The 20,033-nt window shown below is 40.7% G+C and carries 21 protein-coding genes, 1 tRNA gene and 2 pseudogenes; 22 read left to right on the forward strand and 2 right to left on the reverse strand.

Annotation, left to right across the window (positions count from 1 at the left end):
- Nucleotides 1-56: 56 nt before the first annotated feature.
- The 3 genes from WKT03_RS02445 to WKT03_RS02455 all read left to right on the forward strand — a co-directional run bounded on the left by WKT03_RS02445 (nucleotide 57) and on the right by WKT03_RS02455 (nucleotide 1,459).
- Nucleotides 57-127, forward strand: a tRNA-Trp gene (locus WKT03_RS02445).
- 484 nt (nucleotides 128-611) lie between these two features.
- Nucleotides 612-830, forward strand: coding sequence for a FeoA domain-containing protein (locus tag WKT03_RS02450; RefSeq protein WP_340390871.1), 219 nt, complete (start codon nucleotides 612-614; stop codon nucleotides 828-830).
- A 383-nt stretch (nucleotides 831-1,213) separates the two neighbouring features.
- Nucleotides 1,214-1,459 carry a hypothetical protein gene (locus tag WKT03_RS02455; RefSeq protein ID WP_340390872.1) on the forward strand — a complete coding sequence of 82 codons (246 nt, stop codon included), beginning with the start codon at nucleotides 1,214-1,216 and terminating at the stop codon, nucleotides 1,457-1,459.
- A gap of 147 nt (nucleotides 1,460-1,606) precedes the next feature.
- Here the strand turns inward: WKT03_RS02455 and WKT03_RS02460 are convergent, their stop codons facing one another.
- Nucleotides 1,607-2,923, reverse strand: coding sequence for an aspartate kinase (locus tag WKT03_RS02460; protein WP_044944857.1), 1,317 nt, complete (start codon nucleotides 2,921-2,923; stop codon nucleotides 1,607-1,609).
- Between the two features lie 370 nt (nucleotides 2,924-3,293).
- On the opposite strand from WKT03_RS02460, the gene WKT03_RS02465 reads away from it, so the two are divergent.
- The 9 genes from WKT03_RS02465 (at nucleotide 3,294) to WKT03_RS02505 (ending at nucleotide 12,979) form a co-directional block, all read left to right on the forward strand.
- Nucleotides 3,294-3,734 (forward strand): 6-carboxytetrahydropterin synthase, encoded by a 441-nt coding sequence (locus WKT03_RS02465; RefSeq protein WP_173788722.1) that lies wholly within the window; start codon nucleotides 3,294-3,296, stop codon nucleotides 3,732-3,734.
- A 75-nt stretch (nucleotides 3,735-3,809) separates the two neighbouring features.
- Nucleotides 3,810-5,240: a Firmicu-CTERM sorting domain-containing protein gene (locus WKT03_RS02470; RefSeq protein WP_340390873.1), complete on the forward strand. Its 1,431-nt coding sequence runs from the start codon at nucleotides 3,810-3,812 to the stop codon at nucleotides 5,238-5,240.
- Between the two features lie 3 nt (nucleotides 5,241-5,243).
- Complete coding sequence (gene xrtG / locus WKT03_RS02475; RefSeq protein WP_340390874.1) at nucleotides 5,244-5,834, forward strand: exosortase family protein XrtG; 591 nt, start codon at nucleotides 5,244-5,246, stop codon at nucleotides 5,832-5,834.
- Nucleotides 5,821-7,194, forward strand: a complete 1,374-nt coding sequence (locus WKT03_RS02480; RefSeq protein ID WP_021944136.1) for a TIGR03111 family XrtG-associated glycosyltransferase — start codon at nucleotides 5,821-5,823, stop codon at nucleotides 7,192-7,194. The genes xrtG and WKT03_RS02480 overlap by 14 nt, the downstream gene beginning before the upstream one ends.
- The gene (locus WKT03_RS02485) at nucleotides 7,187-8,320 is read left to right on the forward strand and encodes a hypothetical protein (protein WP_340390875.1); all 1,134 of its coding nucleotides are present in this window, start codon (nucleotides 7,187-7,189) and stop codon (nucleotides 8,318-8,320) included. The genes WKT03_RS02480 and WKT03_RS02485 overlap by 8 nt, the downstream gene beginning before the upstream one ends.
- A gap of 4 nt (nucleotides 8,321-8,324) precedes the next feature.
- Nucleotides 8,325-8,768, forward strand: a complete 444-nt coding sequence (locus tag WKT03_RS02490; RefSeq protein ID WP_173788718.1) for a 6-carboxytetrahydropterin synthase — start codon at nucleotides 8,325-8,327, stop codon at nucleotides 8,766-8,768.
- 5 nt (nucleotides 8,769-8,773) lie between these two features.
- Nucleotides 8,774-11,218 carry a 6-pyruvoyl-tetrahydropterin synthase-related protein gene (locus tag WKT03_RS02495; protein ID WP_173788717.1) on the forward strand — a complete coding sequence of 815 codons (2,445 nt, stop codon included), beginning with the start codon at nucleotides 8,774-8,776 and terminating at the stop codon, nucleotides 11,216-11,218.
- Nucleotides 11,219-11,391: 173 nt separating this feature from the next.
- The gene (locus WKT03_RS02500; RefSeq protein ID WP_008400583.1) at nucleotides 11,392-11,868 is read left to right on the forward strand and encodes an acyl-CoA thioesterase; all 477 of its coding nucleotides are present in this window, start codon (nucleotides 11,392-11,394) and stop codon (nucleotides 11,866-11,868) included.
- Nucleotides 11,869-11,887: 19 nt separating this feature from the next.
- On the forward strand, nucleotides 11,888-12,979 hold the full coding sequence (locus tag WKT03_RS02505; RefSeq protein WP_340390876.1) for a DUF2974 domain-containing protein: 1,092 nt from the start codon (nucleotides 11,888-11,890) through the stop codon (nucleotides 12,977-12,979).
- Between the two features lie 90 nt (nucleotides 12,980-13,069).
- Here WKT03_RS02505 and WKT03_RS02510 read toward each other — a convergent pair whose 3' ends face one another.
- Nucleotides 13,070-14,080, reverse strand: a complete 1,011-nt coding sequence (locus WKT03_RS02510; RefSeq protein WP_021944141.1) for a LacI family DNA-binding transcriptional regulator — start codon at nucleotides 14,078-14,080, stop codon at nucleotides 13,070-13,072.
- A 360-nt stretch (nucleotides 14,081-14,440) separates the two neighbouring features.
- Between WKT03_RS02510 and WKT03_RS02515 the strand changes: the two genes are divergently transcribed.
- The 10 genes and pseudogenes from WKT03_RS02515 (at nucleotide 14,441) to WKT03_RS02555 (ending at nucleotide 19,970) form a co-directional block, all read left to right on the forward strand.
- Entirely contained in the window at nucleotides 14,441-14,587 is a 147-nt protein-coding gene (locus WKT03_RS02515) for a hypothetical protein (RefSeq protein WP_021944142.1), read from the forward strand.
- Nucleotides 14,535-14,834: pseudogene (locus WKT03_RS12620) on the forward strand (L-fucose/L-arabinose isomerase family protein); the annotation flags it as partial. The gene WKT03_RS02515 and the pseudogene WKT03_RS12620, both read left to right, overlap by 53 nt.
- On the forward strand, nucleotides 14,835-15,020 hold the full coding sequence (locus WKT03_RS12625; protein WP_431833952.1) for an RbsD/FucU domain-containing protein: 186 nt from the start codon (nucleotides 14,835-14,837) through the stop codon (nucleotides 15,018-15,020). It abuts the pseudogene before it with no gap.
- Nucleotides 15,021-15,059: 39 nt separating this feature from the next.
- Nucleotides 15,060-15,950 carry a ribokinase gene (locus WKT03_RS02525; RefSeq protein ID WP_340390878.1) on the forward strand — a complete coding sequence of 297 codons (891 nt, stop codon included), beginning with the start codon at nucleotides 15,060-15,062 and terminating at the stop codon, nucleotides 15,948-15,950.
- Between the two features lie 120 nt (nucleotides 15,951-16,070).
- Nucleotides 16,071-16,724 (forward strand): fructose-6-phosphate aldolase, encoded by a 654-nt coding sequence (gene fsa, locus WKT03_RS02530; RefSeq protein WP_340390879.1) that lies wholly within the window; start codon nucleotides 16,071-16,073, stop codon nucleotides 16,722-16,724.
- Between the two features lie 35 nt (nucleotides 16,725-16,759).
- Nucleotides 16,760-16,846: pseudogene (locus WKT03_RS02535) on the forward strand (transketolase); the annotation flags it as partial.
- Nucleotides 16,847-17,084: 238 nt separating this feature from the next.
- On the forward strand, nucleotides 17,085-18,242 hold the full coding sequence (locus tag WKT03_RS02540; RefSeq protein ID WP_340390880.1) for a hypothetical protein: 1,158 nt from the start codon (nucleotides 17,085-17,087) through the stop codon (nucleotides 18,240-18,242).
- The gene (locus tag WKT03_RS02545; RefSeq protein WP_340390881.1) at nucleotides 18,217-18,726 is read left to right on the forward strand and encodes a cysteine hydrolase family protein; all 510 of its coding nucleotides are present in this window, start codon (nucleotides 18,217-18,219) and stop codon (nucleotides 18,724-18,726) included. Before WKT03_RS02540 ends, WKT03_RS02545 begins: the two co-directional genes overlap by 26 nt.
- Nucleotides 18,727-18,768: 42 nt before the next feature.
- Nucleotides 18,769-19,467 carry a 5'-methylthioadenosine/adenosylhomocysteine nucleosidase gene (locus tag WKT03_RS02550; RefSeq protein WP_340390882.1) on the forward strand — a complete coding sequence of 233 codons (699 nt, stop codon included), beginning with the start codon at nucleotides 18,769-18,771 and terminating at the stop codon, nucleotides 19,465-19,467.
- Between the two features lie 20 nt (nucleotides 19,468-19,487).
- Nucleotides 19,488-19,970, forward strand: a complete 483-nt coding sequence (locus tag WKT03_RS02555; protein ID WP_340390883.1) for an S-ribosylhomocysteine lyase — start codon at nucleotides 19,488-19,490, stop codon at nucleotides 19,968-19,970.
- Nucleotides 19,971-20,033 lie beyond the last annotated feature (63 nt).

Consider the following 20,033-nt stretch of genomic DNA (forward strand, 5'->3'; position numbering starts at 1 on the left):
AAGTAAATATTTCATCTACTTGTTAAGTGTCCCAATTTAGGACACTTAAGCAGTATAGGGGATTGGTCAAATGGTATGATAGGGGTCTCCAAAACCTTTGGTGGGAGTTCGATTCTCTCATCCCCTGCTAGAAAGCCTTGAAAACACTGAGTTTTCAGGGCTTTATTTTTTTAGGTGGGCAATGAAGTGGGCAAACTAAACGAAAGGAGAATGAACTATATTCATATAAAGATAACTCTATAATTGTCGGACAAGGCATAATGTATTAGAAGAGTTATGTATGTTGATAACAGAGAGGCGGTTGTGCCACAGATGAATTATGTGGTTGTATTTAATATTGATGGAAATGTTGTGAATGTTCTAGTTTTTTCCCATCAACTTGAGAGCTGTTCACACAAAATATAAATAGCAGAACTTGTGAACAAAAAGGTTTCTAAAGCATGGTTGACCAGATAGTTAGTTTCTGATAAGAAAGATTAGATTGTTGAACAATAATTAGCATTGACTTGCACAGGAAGTGCGGAAGTATAATTTATATAACTGGGGATATACTAAGCATATATCAGCAGATGATTGACACATATTTGTCAGAAGAAAGGGTGGTTATTATGATGTCATTATCAAATGCAGCGGATGGATTTTGTTCAACGATCGCGTGGAACTGTGCAGATAAAGAATTATTTGGAGATTGTCCGTTAGATACGGGGGATGAGGTTCAGGTGGTATCATCGTTTTTCGGAAATGTCATCGTCCGGGTACACGGACGATGCCTTGCAATTACCAAGGATACGGCAGAGCGGATCAAGATGTGCCAGCCGGACGCACAGTAAGAGATAAAATTTATAACTGTTCTTAAAGTCGTGGGCAAATGTTTTATTGTGTAAATGTCAAATGAAAATGAGTTGGTTGAAATAATAAATAATATATATTATTATTTATATATCAATAATTTGGAGGGAGACATTTACGAAAGAAAAAGAAGTATTTTATTATTATGTGCATTATTGATCATTGCACTCATACTGCCATGTAGTGGAAGCGAGACAGCATCTAAGTTTACTAAAAAGCAAAGGCAACATACAAGAAGTGTTTGGATAAATATTTTTATAAGACAAATGGTAAATCTTTAAAGTTTAAATATTATTATAAAGGAAAACTTAGAAGTAAAAGTACATAGAGTGATCAACATGGAATATATACACGTATAACAAAAATGTCTGATAAAGCATTTGTAGATGAATTTACCGGACGTATGGGTGTGTATATAAAGACATATTTCAAAAAGACAAAGTCGGGTGGAACAGAGGTCGCGAAATATAGCACACGCATGGATCCGGTAACAATAAACGAGTATTATGTAAATGGTAAGAGAACAACAAAAAAAGCTTATCAGAAAAAAGTAAAATCATTAGGAAAGTTAAAAAAAATTACATATCAGAATTATAATGATGTCTGGTAAAATGGGAATATATTTAATATGAATACAAACGCCTGCCATTGGATTGAATAAGAACCAATGACAGGCGTTTGTATTACCTGTGCGAGGACAGTAAGCTAAAGTCTGTATTTATACAATGTGCTCTGATAATTGCCCACGATATAAATATTATTTTGTAATAAACGTGCTGTAGATTGCTTTGATTGCTGTCTCGAAGTCACGGTTTTCAACACCGATGATGATGTTAAGCTCAGAAGAACCCTGATCGATCATCTTGATATTGATGCCCTTGTTTGCGAGAGCAGTGAAAAGCTTACCTGCTGTACCGCTGGCTGACTTCATACCACGACCTACAACCGCGATCAGTGCAAGACCGGATTCGATCTCAACAGAATCCGGTTCTGCCAGACGATGGATAGCAGATACAACGCTCTGTTCCTTATCGATGAATTCGTCTGCATGAACAACGATGGTCATAGTATCAATACCGGATGGCATATGCTCGAAGGAGATATTGTTCTCTTCAAATGCCTGAAGAACCTTACGACCGAAGCCGATCTCTGAATTCATCATTGCTTTTGTAATGAAGATTGTACAGAAATCTTTCTTTCCGGCAATACCGGTTACGACATAATCCTGCTTCTGGCAGGTACTTTCAACGATCCATGTTCCTGCATCTTCCGGTGCATTTGTATTCTTGATATTGATAGGAATACCACAGCTTCTTACTGGGAAGATTGCATCTTCGTGGAGAACAGAAGCACCCATGTAGGATAACTCACGAAGCTCGCGGTATGTGATATATTTGATCGGCTTTGGATCCGGAACGATTCTTGGGTCAGCTACAAGGAAACCGGATACATCTGTCCAGTTCTCATATACATCTGCGCGGCTGGCTCTTGCAACGATAGAACCTGTTACATCGGAACCACCACGAGAGAAGGTCTTAACATTTCCATCTTTACCCATTCCGTAGAAGCCGGGGATAACGGCGCGTTCATTTTGAGCGAGACGCTCGGTCAGACGCTTGTATGTCTTATAATCATTCAGATTTCCTTCTTCGTTGAAGAAGATGACTTCTGCCGAATCGATAAATGGAATACCAAGGTAAGCTGCCATGACTTTACCGTTTAAGTATTCACCTCTGGATGCAGCATAATCGCTCTGAGGATTCTCGGCGAGGTTCTTTTTGATCTCCGCAAAATCGTCATCCAGACTGAAATCCTTCAGCTCAAGACCTGTGATGATCTCATCGTATCTTGCTTTGATCGCCTTTAATTCTTCGTCAACATCATTGCCTTCGCTGGCGGTCTGATATGCATGAAGTAACATATCGGTTACCTTAGTATCTCCATCAAATCTTTTTCCCGGAGCAGAAGGAACAACATATACACGGCTATCATCTGCATGGATGATTTTACCGACCTTCTTGAACTGCTCTGCACTTGCCAGGGAACTTCCACCAAATTTAACAACTTTCTTCATAATAAACTCCTGCATTTTTATTTTTATTTACAAATTATCTCTATCTTAATATTATTGTGCCGATTAGACAAGGAAAAAATGTGATTTTTTTGAATTTTGAATGATCGAATAAAAACCTCTTGTATAATGGTTTTGTTTTAGGCAAAATGTTGAACCTTTTCAGAAATAATCTGAGATTTTTGATAGATGAAATATAAGAATATGGATTTCACACGTAAATTGTGCAAAATGACTGAAACAGCTGAAAAAATTCGTTATCTCCAAATGTGAAAAAATGCTGTACTTCCTTGAATTTGCTTGTTTTCTATACTAGAATAGCAGTCGAAAAGGTAGCATAATGCCCAAATGGCTAGAAGATTGAGGTGATAATGTGATTGATTATTATAAGTGCCAGTATCATTTTAACGCCAGCCATAGCTTTGATGGCAATAAAGAACAGGCACACAGTCATACATTTACGATGATACTGTATATTCGTAATCTTTCTGGCCGAGATATGGATTTTAAACGGCTTGACAGAATGATAGAGATTTTTCTCGGCAGATATGAGGGCTTATATCTGAATGAACTTTCCTGTTTTGTCGGGAATGCAAGTATAGAGGCAATCGGAGATTATTTTTACGAACAATTAAAGATAAAATTATCGGAATTGAATGCGGAGCTGATGCAGCTTGATATAGGGGATACACCGCTTGGGGTGTATCAGGTGTGTGATCGCATTTTGTTACCGACGGTTAATGAGAAACGGAGCAGAGAAAATCTGGAGGCAATCTTGTTCTATAAGAAACAGATGCCTGACCAGAAAAAATAGATAGGGACTCATTCGGATAAGATGGGTCTTTTTTGTGTGGAATGTCATAAAACAGACAGAAAGAAGGCATGTATGATGAGACATAAGAAAATCTGTAAAAAACTAATAACTGTAGGGATAGCGGTATTATTGATCGCTGTTTCCTGTATGCCAATGACAGGAATGAGGAGTCAGGCAGCAACGTTTGAAGATAATGGAAATACAGTAGATATATATACGGATAATGATTATTTGTGCATCCGTTATAATGGAAGCTGGTCAGGATATCTGAATGAGCGTTTTGACCTGTCGGCAGACGGAGTGTCACTGGATCGATTGAATGCGATCATATTGAATAATGGAAATAATGGAGACGGAAGTTCATTTTCAGTAAAGGATGCATGGAGTTCGGAAATCAGCGGGGCTTCCGGAATGGTTACAAATACCGGAAAAAAACAATATTACGGATATGAATTTATGACATGGAAGATTCAGGTTCCACTTGATACTTATGAGGCTTTTAATCTTGATACGCTGAAGGTAACATATAAAGGGCAGAGCACGGAAGTTGCGATTGGTACAAAGAATACTACGGAAGAAGCTTCTACAGAAAATACGGAAGAAATTACATCTGCTACAGAGAAGGACTCAACGGAAGAAATTCTGACGACCGAAGATACAACTGAAACTGAAAAAAATGATACAACAGTTCCCGGGACAACGGAACAGGGTGTTACTGAAGCAGTAAGTGAAGATACTACTGCAGACAGTACTGATGAGAGCACAACAGAGATATCCGGTACGGAATCAGAAGACAGCAGTGCAACAATTACTGAGACTACATCGGAGCATAACAATAATGCAAGCACTACCGGAGAAATGACGGACGAGGCAACAACAGAAACAACAGGCGGAATCTATGTAGGCGGCAATATCCAGATCGATGGATATTATGATGATTGGGAAGGAAGACCGAAGACGGAGATTACATATTCTAGTAATAACAAACAGTGTAATCATTATGGTCAGCTTGCATTAGACGGGGATACCTTATATGGCCATTTTAAGATGAATGAATTATATACCTCCGGTATGCAGCTTCAGATCTGGTATCTGACGATCAACGGCAAGACATTTGCCATGCAGATCCAGCCGGAAAAGAACGGAAATATCGACTGGAGTACGCAGGCTCCGAGATCAGAAGGAATCCATACTAACTTGAAAGCTTTTATCGGATATGGAAATAATAATGAATGTGACAGTAAAGTAGCATATACAGTGTATGATGCAGAACATAAGGATAATACGCCGGGAGATGAGGTGGAATTCTCGCTCAGTCTGAAACGTCTGGCAGAATTAACAGGTATTCCTGCGGATGAGATGGGAACTATCACGATCCAGAATCCGAATATCGGAGGTCAGGGTGTGTCGATTGCCGGATCTTCTACAGGACCGGTCGTAGGTGTGTTGATCGCTCTATTACTGGCAGCAGGCTATGTTGCAAAGAAAAGAAAGGATAAAAGGTAGAGGATGAACTGGCTGGTATTTGTCTGTCTTCTTGGTTGGATCTATATATTAACAGTATTATATCGGGCAGAATTGAATTTCTGGTATTATATCTGCGGAAGTGTGGGATTGTTTATTTTCAGTCTGATACTGATAGAACCGTATGTCGTAGTTCCGCTTCAAAAGGCTGTCTCTGCTGTTGCCGGTGTGATCGGTGGGCTGACGCATCTCTATGATTCTTATTTTCAGCAGGGGATTCTGTTTATCCAGAATGGCGGAACCAGTCTGTCCTTATATATTGATTTTGAGTGTTCCGGTGTGATCGAGATGCTGGCGTTTCTTGCACTGCTCTGGTTCTTTCCGGTTTATGACAAATATGAGAGAGTGGTTGTAAGTATGATCGGAGTGATGGCGATCTTCCTCGCAAATGTACTTCGAATCTTCTTTATCTGCCTGTTAGTTCATATATGGGGCATCGATATGTATTTCTTTGCACATACGATATTTGCCAGAATCCTGTTCTATGGATGTACAGTATTCCTGTATTTCTATGTATTCACGAAACCACAGATTGTCAGACAGAAGGTAGGTGCATTCCGTTATGACAGCAATTAAAAATATGCTTATGTCTTCCGTGATCTTCTGGGTGGCATGGATCGTCATTCCGTTGATCATGGAAGTGATTCCGACGGTCGGGAATTTTATCATCCTGTTAAAACGCAGGATCATGAAGAAGAAATATAAGCCGTTATCCCATTATCCGGAGGTATCTCTGATCGTTCCGGTCTATAATTCGGCTGAAACCCTGTATGCCTGTGTGCAGTCGATCTATCAATCGAATTACCCGAAGGATAAGATATTTGTTCTGCTTGTCAATAATATGAGTCAGGATAACAGCTTTGAGATATACAGCAAATGTCAGAAGGATTTCCCGAATCTTTCGATTAATTGGATGAATTCGAAGCAGGGAAAATCCAAAGCCCTTAATCTGGCATTGTTTAACTGCCAGGGTAAATATATTATCCATATTGACAGTGATGGAATGTTAGAACCGGATGCTATCAGAAATATTGTAACAATGTTTGAGAATGAACAGGAAGTCCACAGCCTGACCGGAACAGTACTGACGAATCCGGAGTTGATCGATCAGACGAATCGATGCGCTTTACGGTTACTGCAGAAGATGGAGTTTGGTGAATATTGTCAGGCATTTCTATCCGGCCGTAATTTCCAGTCGGAGTTGAACAGTATCTTTACTCTGTCGGGTGCTTTTTCGGCGTTCCGTAAATCTGCGATCATGAAGACGCAGTTATATAATACGGATACCCTGTGCGAGGATACGCATGTAACTTTTCAGGTACGGTTTCAGATGAAGAAACGTGTGGCACTTTGTCCGAATGCGATCTTTTTTGTAGATCCGATCGAGAGCTTAAATAAACTATATGTTCAAAGACAGCGGTGGCAGAGCGGTGAACTGGAAGTGCTTCATATGTTCCGAAAGGACAAGATGAACATTGGCAGGAGTTTCTTTAAAGATTTCGTCATGCGGATCCTTGTGTATGATCATACGTTTGCGTTTCCTCGAATGATCTGGTATTTTGCGATTATCTGTCTGGCATTTATCAATTATCCGATGAAGCTTATTGTGACATCACTCGTATTCTTATTCTTTTTATACAGTATGGCCAACTTCCTGTTGTATATCTGTATTATTCTGTTTTTAAAGGATTTTCCGTATTTGAGAAAATATTATGCAAGGAAATGGTATCTGATCTTTTTACTTCCGCTGTTTAATTTTATTGTATTCTGGTTCCGGTTTGCAGGAATTATTAATTCAACCAGAAAAACAAGAACATGGCGGACAAGAGACCTGCATGAAGAATGGAATGACTTTAAACAGGTCGTGATGCATGATTTTGCAGGAGCACACCGGGTGCTGGAGAAGATCAGAGATGAGGTAAATACCAGTGAATAAAGAGAAAAAACAATCATGGATAAAAAAATTATATACATCACCGAATCATAGGATTTTTTCGATATCCGCAACCGTGATCCTGTTTATTATGATATTTATGGGATGTATCTGTTATGAGCTGTTACAGAACCGGGAAGCAGTGATACAGGCGTATGTGGATGATCAGGAGGACTATCTACAGTTATTAGCCTGCAACATTCAGTCAGTTCAGAAGTCAGGAAAAGATGCGGAGGTTCTTGCTTTTTTACAGGAGCAGACTGTTTCCTCCGGAGAGAGGTTCTTGGTATATACAAGAGGTTCGGAAGTGCTGTGGGCAAAGAATGAGAATACAACGAATACATTAGGTAAATATGCAGAGATCACAGAATTCTGGAAGATGATACGTGAGCAGGATGTTGTGGTGGATACAGTCAGATGGACGGTCGGACAGGAAGAATGTACGATCAGTGTGGTGTCTGATACGGATAGTATTCTGGAACGGACATCGACAATAAAGCATGGATATTATATTGTAATTGCAACAGGACTTGTAAGTGTTGTTCTGCTCGGGCTGTTGATTGCATTGTTAGAATCCTGGAACAAGGCAGAGAAGAATTTGAAGGGTACGAAGAAAGAACTGGACAAACGTAACCGGAAGCTTGAAAAGGTGACGAGCAATGCCGGGAATATGGGGTTTGAAAAGGCTTTAGATGACGAGATGGCAAAGAATATCTATGTACAGAATCAATATAACAGCTCGCATGAATTCTATGATAATAATTTTCTTCGTATCATGCTTCAGAAATCGGATGATGAAGCGTTAAAACCGATCCATTATATGTTCATTCATCTGGACATGATGGATCGTTATTACAGCAGACAGGAGATTTTTCATTTTATGAGAAAGATTCGTTCCAGACTTCATCAGAATGAGATCATGGGTGAGGTGAAGAAAGGATTTTTTGTTATTCTGCTTTACAGGCTGGATGAACAGCAGGCAAAAGACAGGGCGGATGAGATTTATCGGTACTGTATCCGAAAGTCCGAGAATGCATATCGCTCGATACGATATGACTTAATCGATGTTGGGGTAAAAAAACCGGTGGATGTGTACGATGCTTATACCAGAAAGCAGGAGGAGGTGTAGCAGAATGAGATATCAACAGTATAAATTCAAATTCTATATGGATGCCAGGCATGCTATCTATATCGGTGGAAAATTAGGCGAAGTACATCCGCATACCTGGGAGATCGCTCTGCATGTGGTGAAGGGAAAGGAGAATTTTGAACCATTTCATATACTTGAAAAGGCAGTTGAGGAATTTCTGGAACCTTTTCAGAATAATTATCTGAATGATATAAAGCCGTTTGATATATTAAATCCAACGATCGAAAACGTATGCCTGTATTTTAAAGAAAAATTGCAGGAGATATTAAATGCAATGGGATGGATCTTCCTGATGATCGAGATGAGTGAGACACCGGGAAGAACATATGTGATCAGTATGCTGGATGAGCAGGAGATGGAGCAGAATCAGACGGTGCAGACGCTTACAGATCTGATCTTAGATGAGATAAAACATATTGGAGAGTAAGAGATATGACAGACAGTCACAAGAGAATCCGGAAAAACTGCATATGTATAAGCATCCTGTTACTTGCAGGTGCAGGGCTTGCACTGTATCTTGTGCTATCAGGATATGAGCCGTCCGGTGGTGATATCTGGGGACATCTCTATAAGTCGCAGGAAATGTATGAGAGCCTGAAAAAAGGGAATGTCTTTCCGTTGTTCTCCCCATACTGGTATAACGGAATCCAGCTTTTCAGATATTGGGGACCGCTCTCTTATTATATTATGGCGGGACTGATGTTTCTTACAGGGGGCGATCTTCTTTTGGCTTACAGGCTGCTTGCCTTTGTTATATTCGTAGTCGGTGGACTTCCGTGGATTCTCTGGGGGATCCATGAGAACCGCAGAGTGCTTGGAACCTTCTTCGGACTGCTCTGGTTCTTTATGCCGGAGCATATCAGAATTTATTTTACAGCGGGAAATCTGCCGCAGATGGTGACGACGATGCTTGTACCATATGCGATCTGGTTCTTATGGCTCTATGTAAGAAAGAAGAATAATTGTGCAGCTGTTGGATTGTTTGTTTGTATGACATTGATGAGTTTTACGCATCTGATGGTTACTGCGATCATGGGCGTATCTGCATTTTTATATCTGCTGATCGATCAGATATGGAATAAGGATACTAGAAGAAAAATATTTGCTCTTATCTATATGATCTGTGGAATCCTGACAGCGGGTATATGGGTGATTCCTTCTTTAAAAGGCGGGCTTGTGACGTCGGAGAGTGGAGACGGAAGTGTTATGTCAACTTTGATCTATCCACTTACGACGTCATTAAATCCATTTAAACGTCTGAGTGCAGGAAATGACAGCTTTTATTTCGGACTGGCCGCAGTACTTATCGCGATAGCCGGGATCCTGCTTGCAAGAGGCGGAAAGAAAGCCGGTTTTGTATTTTTACTGGTCATGCTTGCCTGTACAACGCCTGCTGCATACCGGATACTGGTAAAGCTTCCGTTCAGCCAGTTGTTCTGGATGACTCGGTTTGCGCCGATGACCTATGGTTTTTTCTTCAGTGCATGTCTGGAATGGGTTCGTCTGAAGAAAAAATATTGTGTGCTTCTGGCTGCGCTTTTGTGTGTAGACAGCATATCATGTATGAATCTGGATTTTTACAGCGTTGCTACATCAGATGAAACGAAAATGGAGATGCAGCAGCTCACGGAACTGACAGACCAGCGGACGGCTGTCATTGATAAGAGTTCTTACGGTTCTTATCCATCCTATGGAATCAGTGGCAGCAGTCATACGATGTACACGTATGGCTGGGCATGGCAGGGTGCTGAGACAGGAGATAATATTGTTCTGTTAAATGAAGCACTTGACCGAAAATACTATCGTTTTCTGTTTGATCGTGCAGTAGAGCTTGGAGCTGATACGGTTCTGATACGGAAGATTGATCTTGAGAAACAGGACATTACAATCTCTGATATTGAGCAGGATGCGGCAGCCAGCGGTTATTCTATGGTGCAAGAAATGACGACTGCATATACTTATAAACGTGAGACACCGGAGAACTTTGGAACGGTCACCGGATACTATGGGCTTGCAATCGGAAAATATGCAAATGAAATGACTCTGCTTTATCCGGCATTTGTGGCAGGAAGCTCGGATGTGATCGAGGATTATTCAGTGGAAGAATTGAGCCGGTATGATACTTTGTTCTTAACCGGATTTGAATACAGGAATCAGAGTAAGGCAGAAGCGATACTTACGGACGTGGCGGCAGCAGGTACCAGAGTTGTGATCGACAGTACCCATGTTCCGGCTAATAAGAGTAATAAACAGGAAATGTTTCTCGGTGTATTTGCACAGCAGATCCATTTTGATGAACGGTATCCGGTTCTTTCTTATCAGAACAGCGAGATCCGAAGTGATGACTTTGCGGAGGAAGACAGGGATTTTAGTACAGCTTATATAACCGGAACCGATACCGAGATCGGAACGTTTCAGATGGGCAATCAGAAGCTGACGTTTTTAGGTATGAAAGATGATCTGCCAAATGTATATTTCCTCGGACTGAATCTGATGTATGAAGCTGTTAGCAGGAAGGATGCGGCACTGGTTGACATCTTAAATGATGTGCTCGGGATATCAAATGAACAGCTTCCGGACAGAGAACTTGTTCCAATCACAATAGCTTATAAAGAAGATGGACTATCGATCGATGTTGATGCGGATTTTGATCAGGAAACAGGTGTCAATACGTCGATTGCGGCACAGGACATATTTACATCTGATCAGGAGATTTCCGAGCAGATGAATCTTCTTGTTGTGCATGAGAGGCATACAGAGATTTCCTTTGTATATCCTATGTTTGTACCGGGAATTATTATCACGATATCAGGATTTATATGTTTTATACTGTGCATATGTATGGATGTACGCGACAGAAGAAAGCATATTGTTTAACAGACCGGACAAGAGAGCATTGCAGGATAGACGGAATAAAAGGGTATTGTCGGACAGACCGGCTGCCGATTGTGTATTTGCGTCTGTTATGATAAAATGAGTAGAACAGGAATAATACCGGATGAATACTCCAATTATAAACAGGATGAAAATACAGAAAGGGAACGGTGTGTATGGAGCGAAATACGAAAAAAGTCAGTGATTCAATGGTAGAGCAGGTTTTTCAGGTGCGGCCGGAGCATTTAAATGGTGCCGGACGATTATTTGGCGGACAGTTAATGGCATGGATTGATGAAGTTGCAGGTCTTGTTGGGATTCGTCATTCAAATGGAGATGTGATCACAGCCTCGGTTGATAATCTGAAATTCATGCGAGGTGCTTATCTGAAGGATCTGATCGTATTAGTAGGCCGTATTACCTATGTTGGACATACCTCGATGGATGTCCGTGTGGATACTTATATCGAGGATCACAGAGGAATCCGGCGCTCGATCAATCGAGCGTATCTGACATTGGTGGCTGTCGATGAAAATGACAAACCAAGACCGGTTCCGGGGCTGACACTTGAGAACGAAAGTGAACAAGCAGAATGGCTGGCAGGAGAGAAACGGAGAGAACTCAGAGGACAGAGACGTAAAGAAGGTTTTTAGATAAGCCGGGGGTATGAATATGGCAAATATATTAGACTATCTGGAATGGCGGGGTGATCTGCCGTTTGAGACATCGGCTTTTAATGAGGTGGATGCAGTTGTATTTTCAAGATTTTCATATATACCGTTTGAGGGGATCGTGCCGGATGATTTTAATCATACTGTCACGGTAGCAGAGGCGGCAGAGCGTTTCTTAGGAGATGCGGAGCGCATGACACAGGTGATTTATGAAGATGATCTGAAGCTGCTTGCTGCAATGGGAGCAAGCCGACGATTTGGTGATCTGCTCTTATGCGGTTATGTGAATCAGTTGGATGAGGAGATACAGAAACAGTTTTCAGCAATCACAGTAAAAATATTTGACGATGTAAGCTGTGTGGTATATCGAGGAACCGATAAAACAGTTGTCGGTTGGCGGGAGGATTGTAATATGGCATTTCTTTCACCGGTTCCGTCCCAGCGGACAGCAGTCGAGTATTTGCGGCAGGCAGCAGAACAGATACCAGGAACATTCCTGCTGTGCGGACATTCCAAAGGCGGAAATCTTGCAATCTATGCAGCAGCAACCTGTGAACGTACTCTGCAGGATAGGATTCTGAAGGTATGCAGTATGGATGGTCCGGGATTTGAACCAAATGTGTTAGAGCTTGCCGGTTACAACCGAATGCTATCACGGATGATCACATACATACCACAGAATTCCGTAGTGGGGATGCTGCTTGAGCACAGAGAGAAATATGTCGTGATCCGAAGTATGCAGGAGGGCTTCATGCAGCATGATGTTTATAGCTGGGAGGTTTTTGGACCATCCCTGATCCATGAGGAGAGGATCACAGATGAATGTCGTGTGTTAAATGCTTCCTTAAAAGAATGGATCGACAATATGGACTACGACCAGCGCAGGCAGTTCGTAAACTCCCTGTTCGACCTGCTGGATGAATGCGATGCGAAGACCACGGATGATCTGCAAAATAACTGGCATAAGGATATCGGAAGGATTCTGACCTCGATCAAGAAGATGGACGAAGCCAACCGAAAAGTCATCAGCCAGACAATCCTGTCGCTATTAAAGATCACAAGAAAGAATGTATCGAACAGATCAGAAGATTAGAAAATGCCATATACAGGCGAGAAAGATTTAACTTTATTTATTTGTTCTGCCTGAGACGAAGTGCACAGCCCGGAAAGGAGGGGGGAGGGCTTATACACTTCGTCTCTTTATAAGATTAGTGTTAACTTCAATTTTGATCGGCATATACTGTTTGCTGTTAATAACAGAAATCAGTCGTTCTACTGCCATTTTTCCCATGTATTTAACAGGAACATTAACGGTTGTCAGATTTGGCTCCAGATAAGTGCACATCGGTACATTATCAAAGCCCACGATGGCAATATCCTCCGGAATACGATAACCGCGTTCTTTAAATGCTTTCATAGCACCGGCGGCGATCAGATCATTATCTGCAAAATAAGAATCAGCAATCGGTTCGTTATTATCTAATATTGCGAGCATCTCTGCATGTGCGCCATCCATATATGGCGGAAGCTGATGCACGATAGCTTTTGATGCGGCAAAACCTGCCATTCGAAGTGCCTGATAATATCCGTCGGCTCGTTCTTCAAAATTATGGATGCTGTAAGAAGAGTGTAGGTAGCCCGGCATCTTCTGGCGGCGCTGAATCAGGAAATGAGTTGCCTGCTGGGCGCCCTGTACATTATTAATATTGACACAGTCCATCTTTACGCTGTTGAAGTAGGTATCGACCACCACGATCGGAAGCGTCAGATATACAAATGGGAAGAAATCCTCTTTGTACATCTCTGTACCCAGTAAGATAACACCGTCACATTCCGATTTGATGATGTGGTTTAACTGGTTGGTGACACTTTCGGCAGCATATTCATAAACGTGGTGTGAATATAGGCGATAGCCATTTGCGCTGCAATTCTCATTAATGCTCTCAATCAGAACATCGAAGAAAGAGTTGTTTGAAATAACAGCTCCATGCTTCCTATATATAAGAAGATAGATTATTCCGGATGATTTCGATGGTTTCTTGATCTTTGTAAAATCATAAGCATAATTGTGTGCAGTTTCCAATACACGCTTTCGTGTCTCCGTGCTTACACCTGGCTTATCATTTAATGCCATGGATACGGCGGCTTCAGACAGATTAAGTATTTTAGCAAGTTCTTTAGCTGTAATTGACATGAAATACACTCCCTTCATATATGAATTAAGTTCCCGATTAATTGAATTATCATAAGCTGTATTATAGTCGTTAAACCTTGCATTCAGAAGAAAGTAATAATACATTCTGTCTGTATTGTAAAAACTGCACAAGATATAATCGAAAATTCAAAAAATATGCGGTTCTTTTTGGTATGTTTTCATTATACATAAAATGAAAATAAAAGCAATATTAAGTTTTAAATTAAGTTGATGATTAAGTTAATTATACTTAATTTACACTATTAATTAAGTTGCCGGAGGCATATAATCAGCTCATAACAAACGAACAGACAAAAAACGACAAAACGAAATATAAGAAAAGGACAAGGAGGATATAACATGGATAAGATTAAAATAGGTTATGCACCGACACGAAGAAGTATTTTCTCAGCACCGGATGCTGTAAAGTACAGAGGACTGACAGCAGAGAGATTTACAGAGCGAGATCGGAATTATGCCATGTGCAGTAAACGCACTGTTAAATGATGAAGGTATTCCGGTTGTATGTGAGACTGATATTCACGGAGCGATCACCTCACTGATGGTTGAGGCAGCAGGTATGGGAGAGTCAAGAAGCTTTTTTGCGGACTGGACGATCCGTCATCCTGACAATCCAAATGGTGAGCTGCTTCAGCACTGTGGACCATGGCCGATCTCAATCGCAAAGGGAAAAGCAAAGCTTACCTATCCACTTGCATTTAGCCATCCGGGAAGTATCACAGCGGAAGCAAAGATTGTTGAGAAGAATCAGCCGCTCCTTGCATATATAAGAGAGAGTCTTCCGGAGGCAGAAGAATCCATGATCTCTCATATGGCATTAAAGGAAATGTCAAAGAACGTGAAATTTGCAATTCGGACAGGTGAATTTACACCATATCCAAATATTATCCTTACAGCAGGAGTTGCATTCCCTGCATAAGTAATAACGACAGAAAAATACAGATTTTGGAGGTGAATGATGAAAGTTTTAAATATTGGTTCCATGAATCTTGATTATGTCTACAGTGTCGATCATATCATCGCACCGGGTGAGACGCAGGCAACCTACGGAATGAATGTATTTCTCGGAGGAAAAGGAATTAATCAGTCCATTGCACTTGCAAAGGCAGGTGTAGATATCTATCATGGTGGAATGATCGGAGAAGACGGACAGGTATTCTTGGATGCATGCAGAGATCATGGTGTGCATGATGAATTTATCCGTACGATCGATGAGAAGACCGGGCACACGATCATTCAGGTAGACAAGAATGCACAGAATTGCATTCTGCTCTTTGGAGGAGCAAATCAGAGCCTGACAGAGGAATATATAGATGAAGTATTAGAACATTTTGAAGCCGGAGATATTCTGTTACTTCAGAACGAAGTTAATAAGTTGGATTATATCATTGACCGGGCATATGACAGAAAGCTTGTGATTGCACTCAATCCATCTCCATATAATGAAAAGATTGAAGCTTGTGATCTTTCAAAGATCAGCATCTTCCTGTTAAATGAGATCGAGGGTGCACAGATCACAGGACTGACAGAGCCGAATGATATACTTGCTTCCATGAGAAAGCGTTTCCCGGAAGCAAAGATCGTACTGACACTTGGTAAAGATGGCGCAAGGTATTCAGACAAGGACTGTGAGTATGAACAGCCGATCTTTCCGGTAAAAGCAGTCGATACGACAGCAGCAGGAGATACCTTTACCGGATATTTTCTTGCAGGACTGATCCGCGGCATGGAGATACCGGATATCTTAAGAATGAGTGCGAAGGCATCTTCTATAGCAGTAACCAGAAATGGAGCTGTTCAGTCAATTCCAAAGAGAGAAGAAGTAGAGGCAGCATTGTCGGCAGACTGATACAGCAGATAAAGGAGAAAACAAGGCATGAAATTTGCATGTATGCATATAAAAGCAAAGCATGAATGACATGCCTGTAAATAAAAAGAATAAAAAGAAAATAAAGCGAGGTAAAGGAATATGAAATTTTTTATTGATACAGCAAATGTAGATGACATCAGAAAAGCAAATGACATGGGAGTGATCTGTGGTGTAACAACCAACCCATCTCTGATCGCAAAAGAAGGAAGAGATTTTAATGAAGTTATCAAAGAGATCACAACAATTGTAGATGGTCCTATCAGTGGAGAAGTAAAGGCAACAACTGTAGATGCAGAAGGCATGATCAAAGAAGGAAGAGAGATTGCAGCGATCCATCCCAATATGGTTGTTAAGATCCCTATGACAGTTGAAGGCTTAAAGGCAGTCAAGGTATTATCGGCAGAAGGAATCAAGACAAACGTAACTCTGATCTTTACGGCAAATCAGGCGCTTCTTGCAGCAAGAGCAGGTGCATCTTATGTATCTCCGTTCCTTGGAAGATTAGATGATATCAGCACAACAGGTATCAACCTGGTCGAAGATATCGTAACAATATTTGACAATTATGGTTTAGATACAGAGATCATCGCAGCCTCTGTAAGAAATCCTATCCACGTTACAGACTGTGCTCTTGCAGGTGCACATATTGCAACTGTACCATACAAGGTAATCGAGCAGATGACAAAGCACCCGTTAACAGATCAGGGTATTGCAAAGTTCCAGGCAGATTACAAGGCTGTATTTGGCGAATAAAAGTTATTTAGATTTATCAGAGGTTGGAGAATACAATGAATAAATTAGAACTTCAGAAAACTGCTGTAGAGGTTCGTAAAGGAATCGTATCAGCCGTACATTCTGCAAAAGCAGGACATCCGGCCCGGCAAAAGACCTGCTTCATAAGTGTGAACTCGACGCAGAGGGCATCTATAAGCAGATTAAAGCAGCATTATAGGTATATTCATTTATTCTTATAGTTCCTTTTTATATATTTCCTTTTTAAAGAGCTTATTGTAGATGTTTGAATAAAATGTTACAATAAGCTCGATTTTTTACTTTATAGGATAAGATGTCCTATAAAGTAAAAAACTATAGGAAAGGTGGTGAGAGAGAAAATTGGCAGAGTATAGGAATAATTACCGTCAGAGGGAAAACAGATCTGTATATGGGGAGACGAATTCCAGACGAAAGTCATATGGGAAAAACGGCAACTATACGGGAAATTCCGGAAAACCGAGAGAACAGAGATCAAGCCAGAAGCCATATTATAATGACCTGCGTATAGCAGAAAATGACAGAAATTATGTAGAATATTCCAAACTCAGACGAAAAATCATGGCAGATGATAACGTCAAATATATCTGTTCCAGAAATGAGAATGTGATTCATGATAAATGCTGTATCCTGGCGAGAAATATTAAGGACAGCGATCTGAAATATCTGGTCAATTATCCAAAGTGGATGAAACAATGTCCGAGATGTGCAATAGAAACATATATTCATATCGGGGCATTGGATCCTGAAAAAACAGTGGATTATGAGAATTTATTTAAGCGCATGATGATACCGGTTGACATGCTGAGACATATGTATGTTGACTGTGAGATGAAAACAAAAGTAAATGGGGATACATTGACGGTATGGCATAATGAAGATACCTGGAAGATTGTTTTTCTGGATCATCCGGGAAATGTCAGACTACTGCATAATAATTATCATGTGAAAGATGGGCATCGTGTATTTGAAAAAGGATTTCATATCCAGAGTGAATTTACATCCAATACCAAGATAAAATATGCCATTGAAAATATTGAAACATATTCGTGGAGTATGCACCGTGTGCATGAGAGAGAAGCTGTGCTGGAAAAGAAAAAGAATGAAAATGAAAAACAGGGATTCTGGTCACGGGTGGCACAGGCATTGCATCTTGCATTTCATAAGCAGGAAGAGGATGGAGTTAAAGATCAGACGGATGATACCAGAAAAGAAGATCCGACTGATTTTCAACTGGATTTTTCAGATTTTAATTTTGTAAAGAAGTTTGGTTATCCGGATAATGGTACCAGATGTATCTATGTCTGGAAGACAAAAAACGGGATATATCAATGGCAGATCGGAGAATATGTATCAAAGAAACGGCAGTTTGTGATCAAATTTTCAGATCAGACCTTTATAACGGACTGGCGGAAAGTAATCGCATGGAAATATGTATGGAAAGGTGACCTGAACTGGTCTTATGGTGAAAAAAATGAAGAGGACACTGATCGTAATTGATATGCAGAATGATTTTATTGATGGTTCACTTGGTACGAAAGAAGCAGAGGCAATCGTGGATCCGGTAAGAAATCTGATACAGGAATATAAGAACCGGGGAGACGAGGTGATTTATACCAGAGATACCCATGAAACAAATTATATGCAGACAAATGAGGGAAGGCATCTTCCAGTGGAACATTGTATAAAAGGAACAGCCGGCTGGGAGATCGCAGATGGAATATATGCAGATGGCTGTAAGATCATAGATAAGCCATCCTTTGGATATACAGGCTGGAATCAGTATGGATTTGAAGATGTCTGTCTGATCGGGCTTTGTACCGATATCTGTGTAGTATCAAATGCGCTTATCATAAAGGCATTATATCCGGAGATACGTGTGGCAGTTGATGTCAGATGTACGGCAGGCGTGACACCGGAATCAAAGGCGGCTGCACTTGAAACGATGAAGATGTGCCAGATTGAGCTGGTTGGTGAAGAATAAGCAGGATAAAAAGAACAAATGCAGTAAGAAAGGAAAGAAGACATGCTTGGAATTATAGGAGCAATGGACGAAGAAGTTGCAAAGTTAAAAGAAAAAATGGAACAGGTGCATATTATTGAAAAAGCAGGTATGCAGTTTTACAGAGGTACTTTGTGTGACCATGAAGTGGTTGTGGTAAAATGTGGTGTAGGTAAGGTTCATGCAGCAATGTGTACACAGGCAATGATCGACCTGTTTCCGGTAGACGGAATTGTAAATACCGGAATTGCAGGCTCGTTAAATGCAGACATCAACATCGGAGATATCGTGCTGGCAAAGGATGCATTAGAGCATGACATGGATGTCTCTGCTCTTGGATATGCTCCGGGAATCAATCCGGATTTAAAAGATGATGAAAATATTTTCAAGACAGATGAAAAAATGTTGGAGCTTGCTCTTACTGCAGCAAAGCGGGCAGAACTTTCCATCAAGGTCTTTACCGGACGTGTAGTCAGCGGAGATCAGTTCATATCAAGTAAAGACAAGAAAAAATGGCTGATTGAGACATTTGACGGAACCTGTGCAGAGATGGAGGGAGCATCGATCGGACATGTTGCAAGTCTGAACAAGATTCCATATCTGGTTGTCCGTGCGATTTCAGATAAAGCAGATGACAGTGCAGAAATGGATTATCCATCTTTTGCGGCTATGGCAATCGATAACAGTGTTGCACTTATGACAGAATTTGTAAAGTTATGTTAAAAGGAGGCAGTTGAAAAACTATGGAAAAGATAAAAAGTTTTCAGATCAATCATTTATTATTAAATCCTGGAATCTATGTATCCAGAAAGGATAAGGCTGGAGATGCAATCCTTACGACTTTTGATATCCGCATGACAAAGCCAAACTTTGAACCGGTTATGAATACAGCAGAGATTCATACGATCGAGCATCTGGCAGCTACTTATCTCAGAAATCACGAGGATTATAAGGACAAAGTAATCTATTTTGGACCGATGGGATGCAGAACCGGATTTTATCTGATTCTTGCAGGTGATTATAAGTCAGAGGATATCGTGGATCTGATGATCTCAATGTTTGAATTTATCCGCCATTATCATGATCCGATTCCGGGCGCAAATCCGAGAGAATGTGGAAATTATCAGGACATGAATCTGAACATGGCAAATTATCTGGCTGAGAAATTCTTGAAAGAGGTTTTATATAATATAGGTGAAGACCGCCTGAACTATCCAGAGGGTTGACCTTTTTTTTTCAAAGTGATACGATAACAGATAAAGATTGCCGGGAGAGTGCGGCAACCCATA

The organism is Coprococcus sp. HCN-4056 (genome assembly GCF_037892645.1).
Classification (GTDB): domain Bacteria; phylum Bacillota; class Clostridia; order Lachnospirales; family Lachnospiraceae; genus Coprococcus; species Coprococcus ammoniilyticus.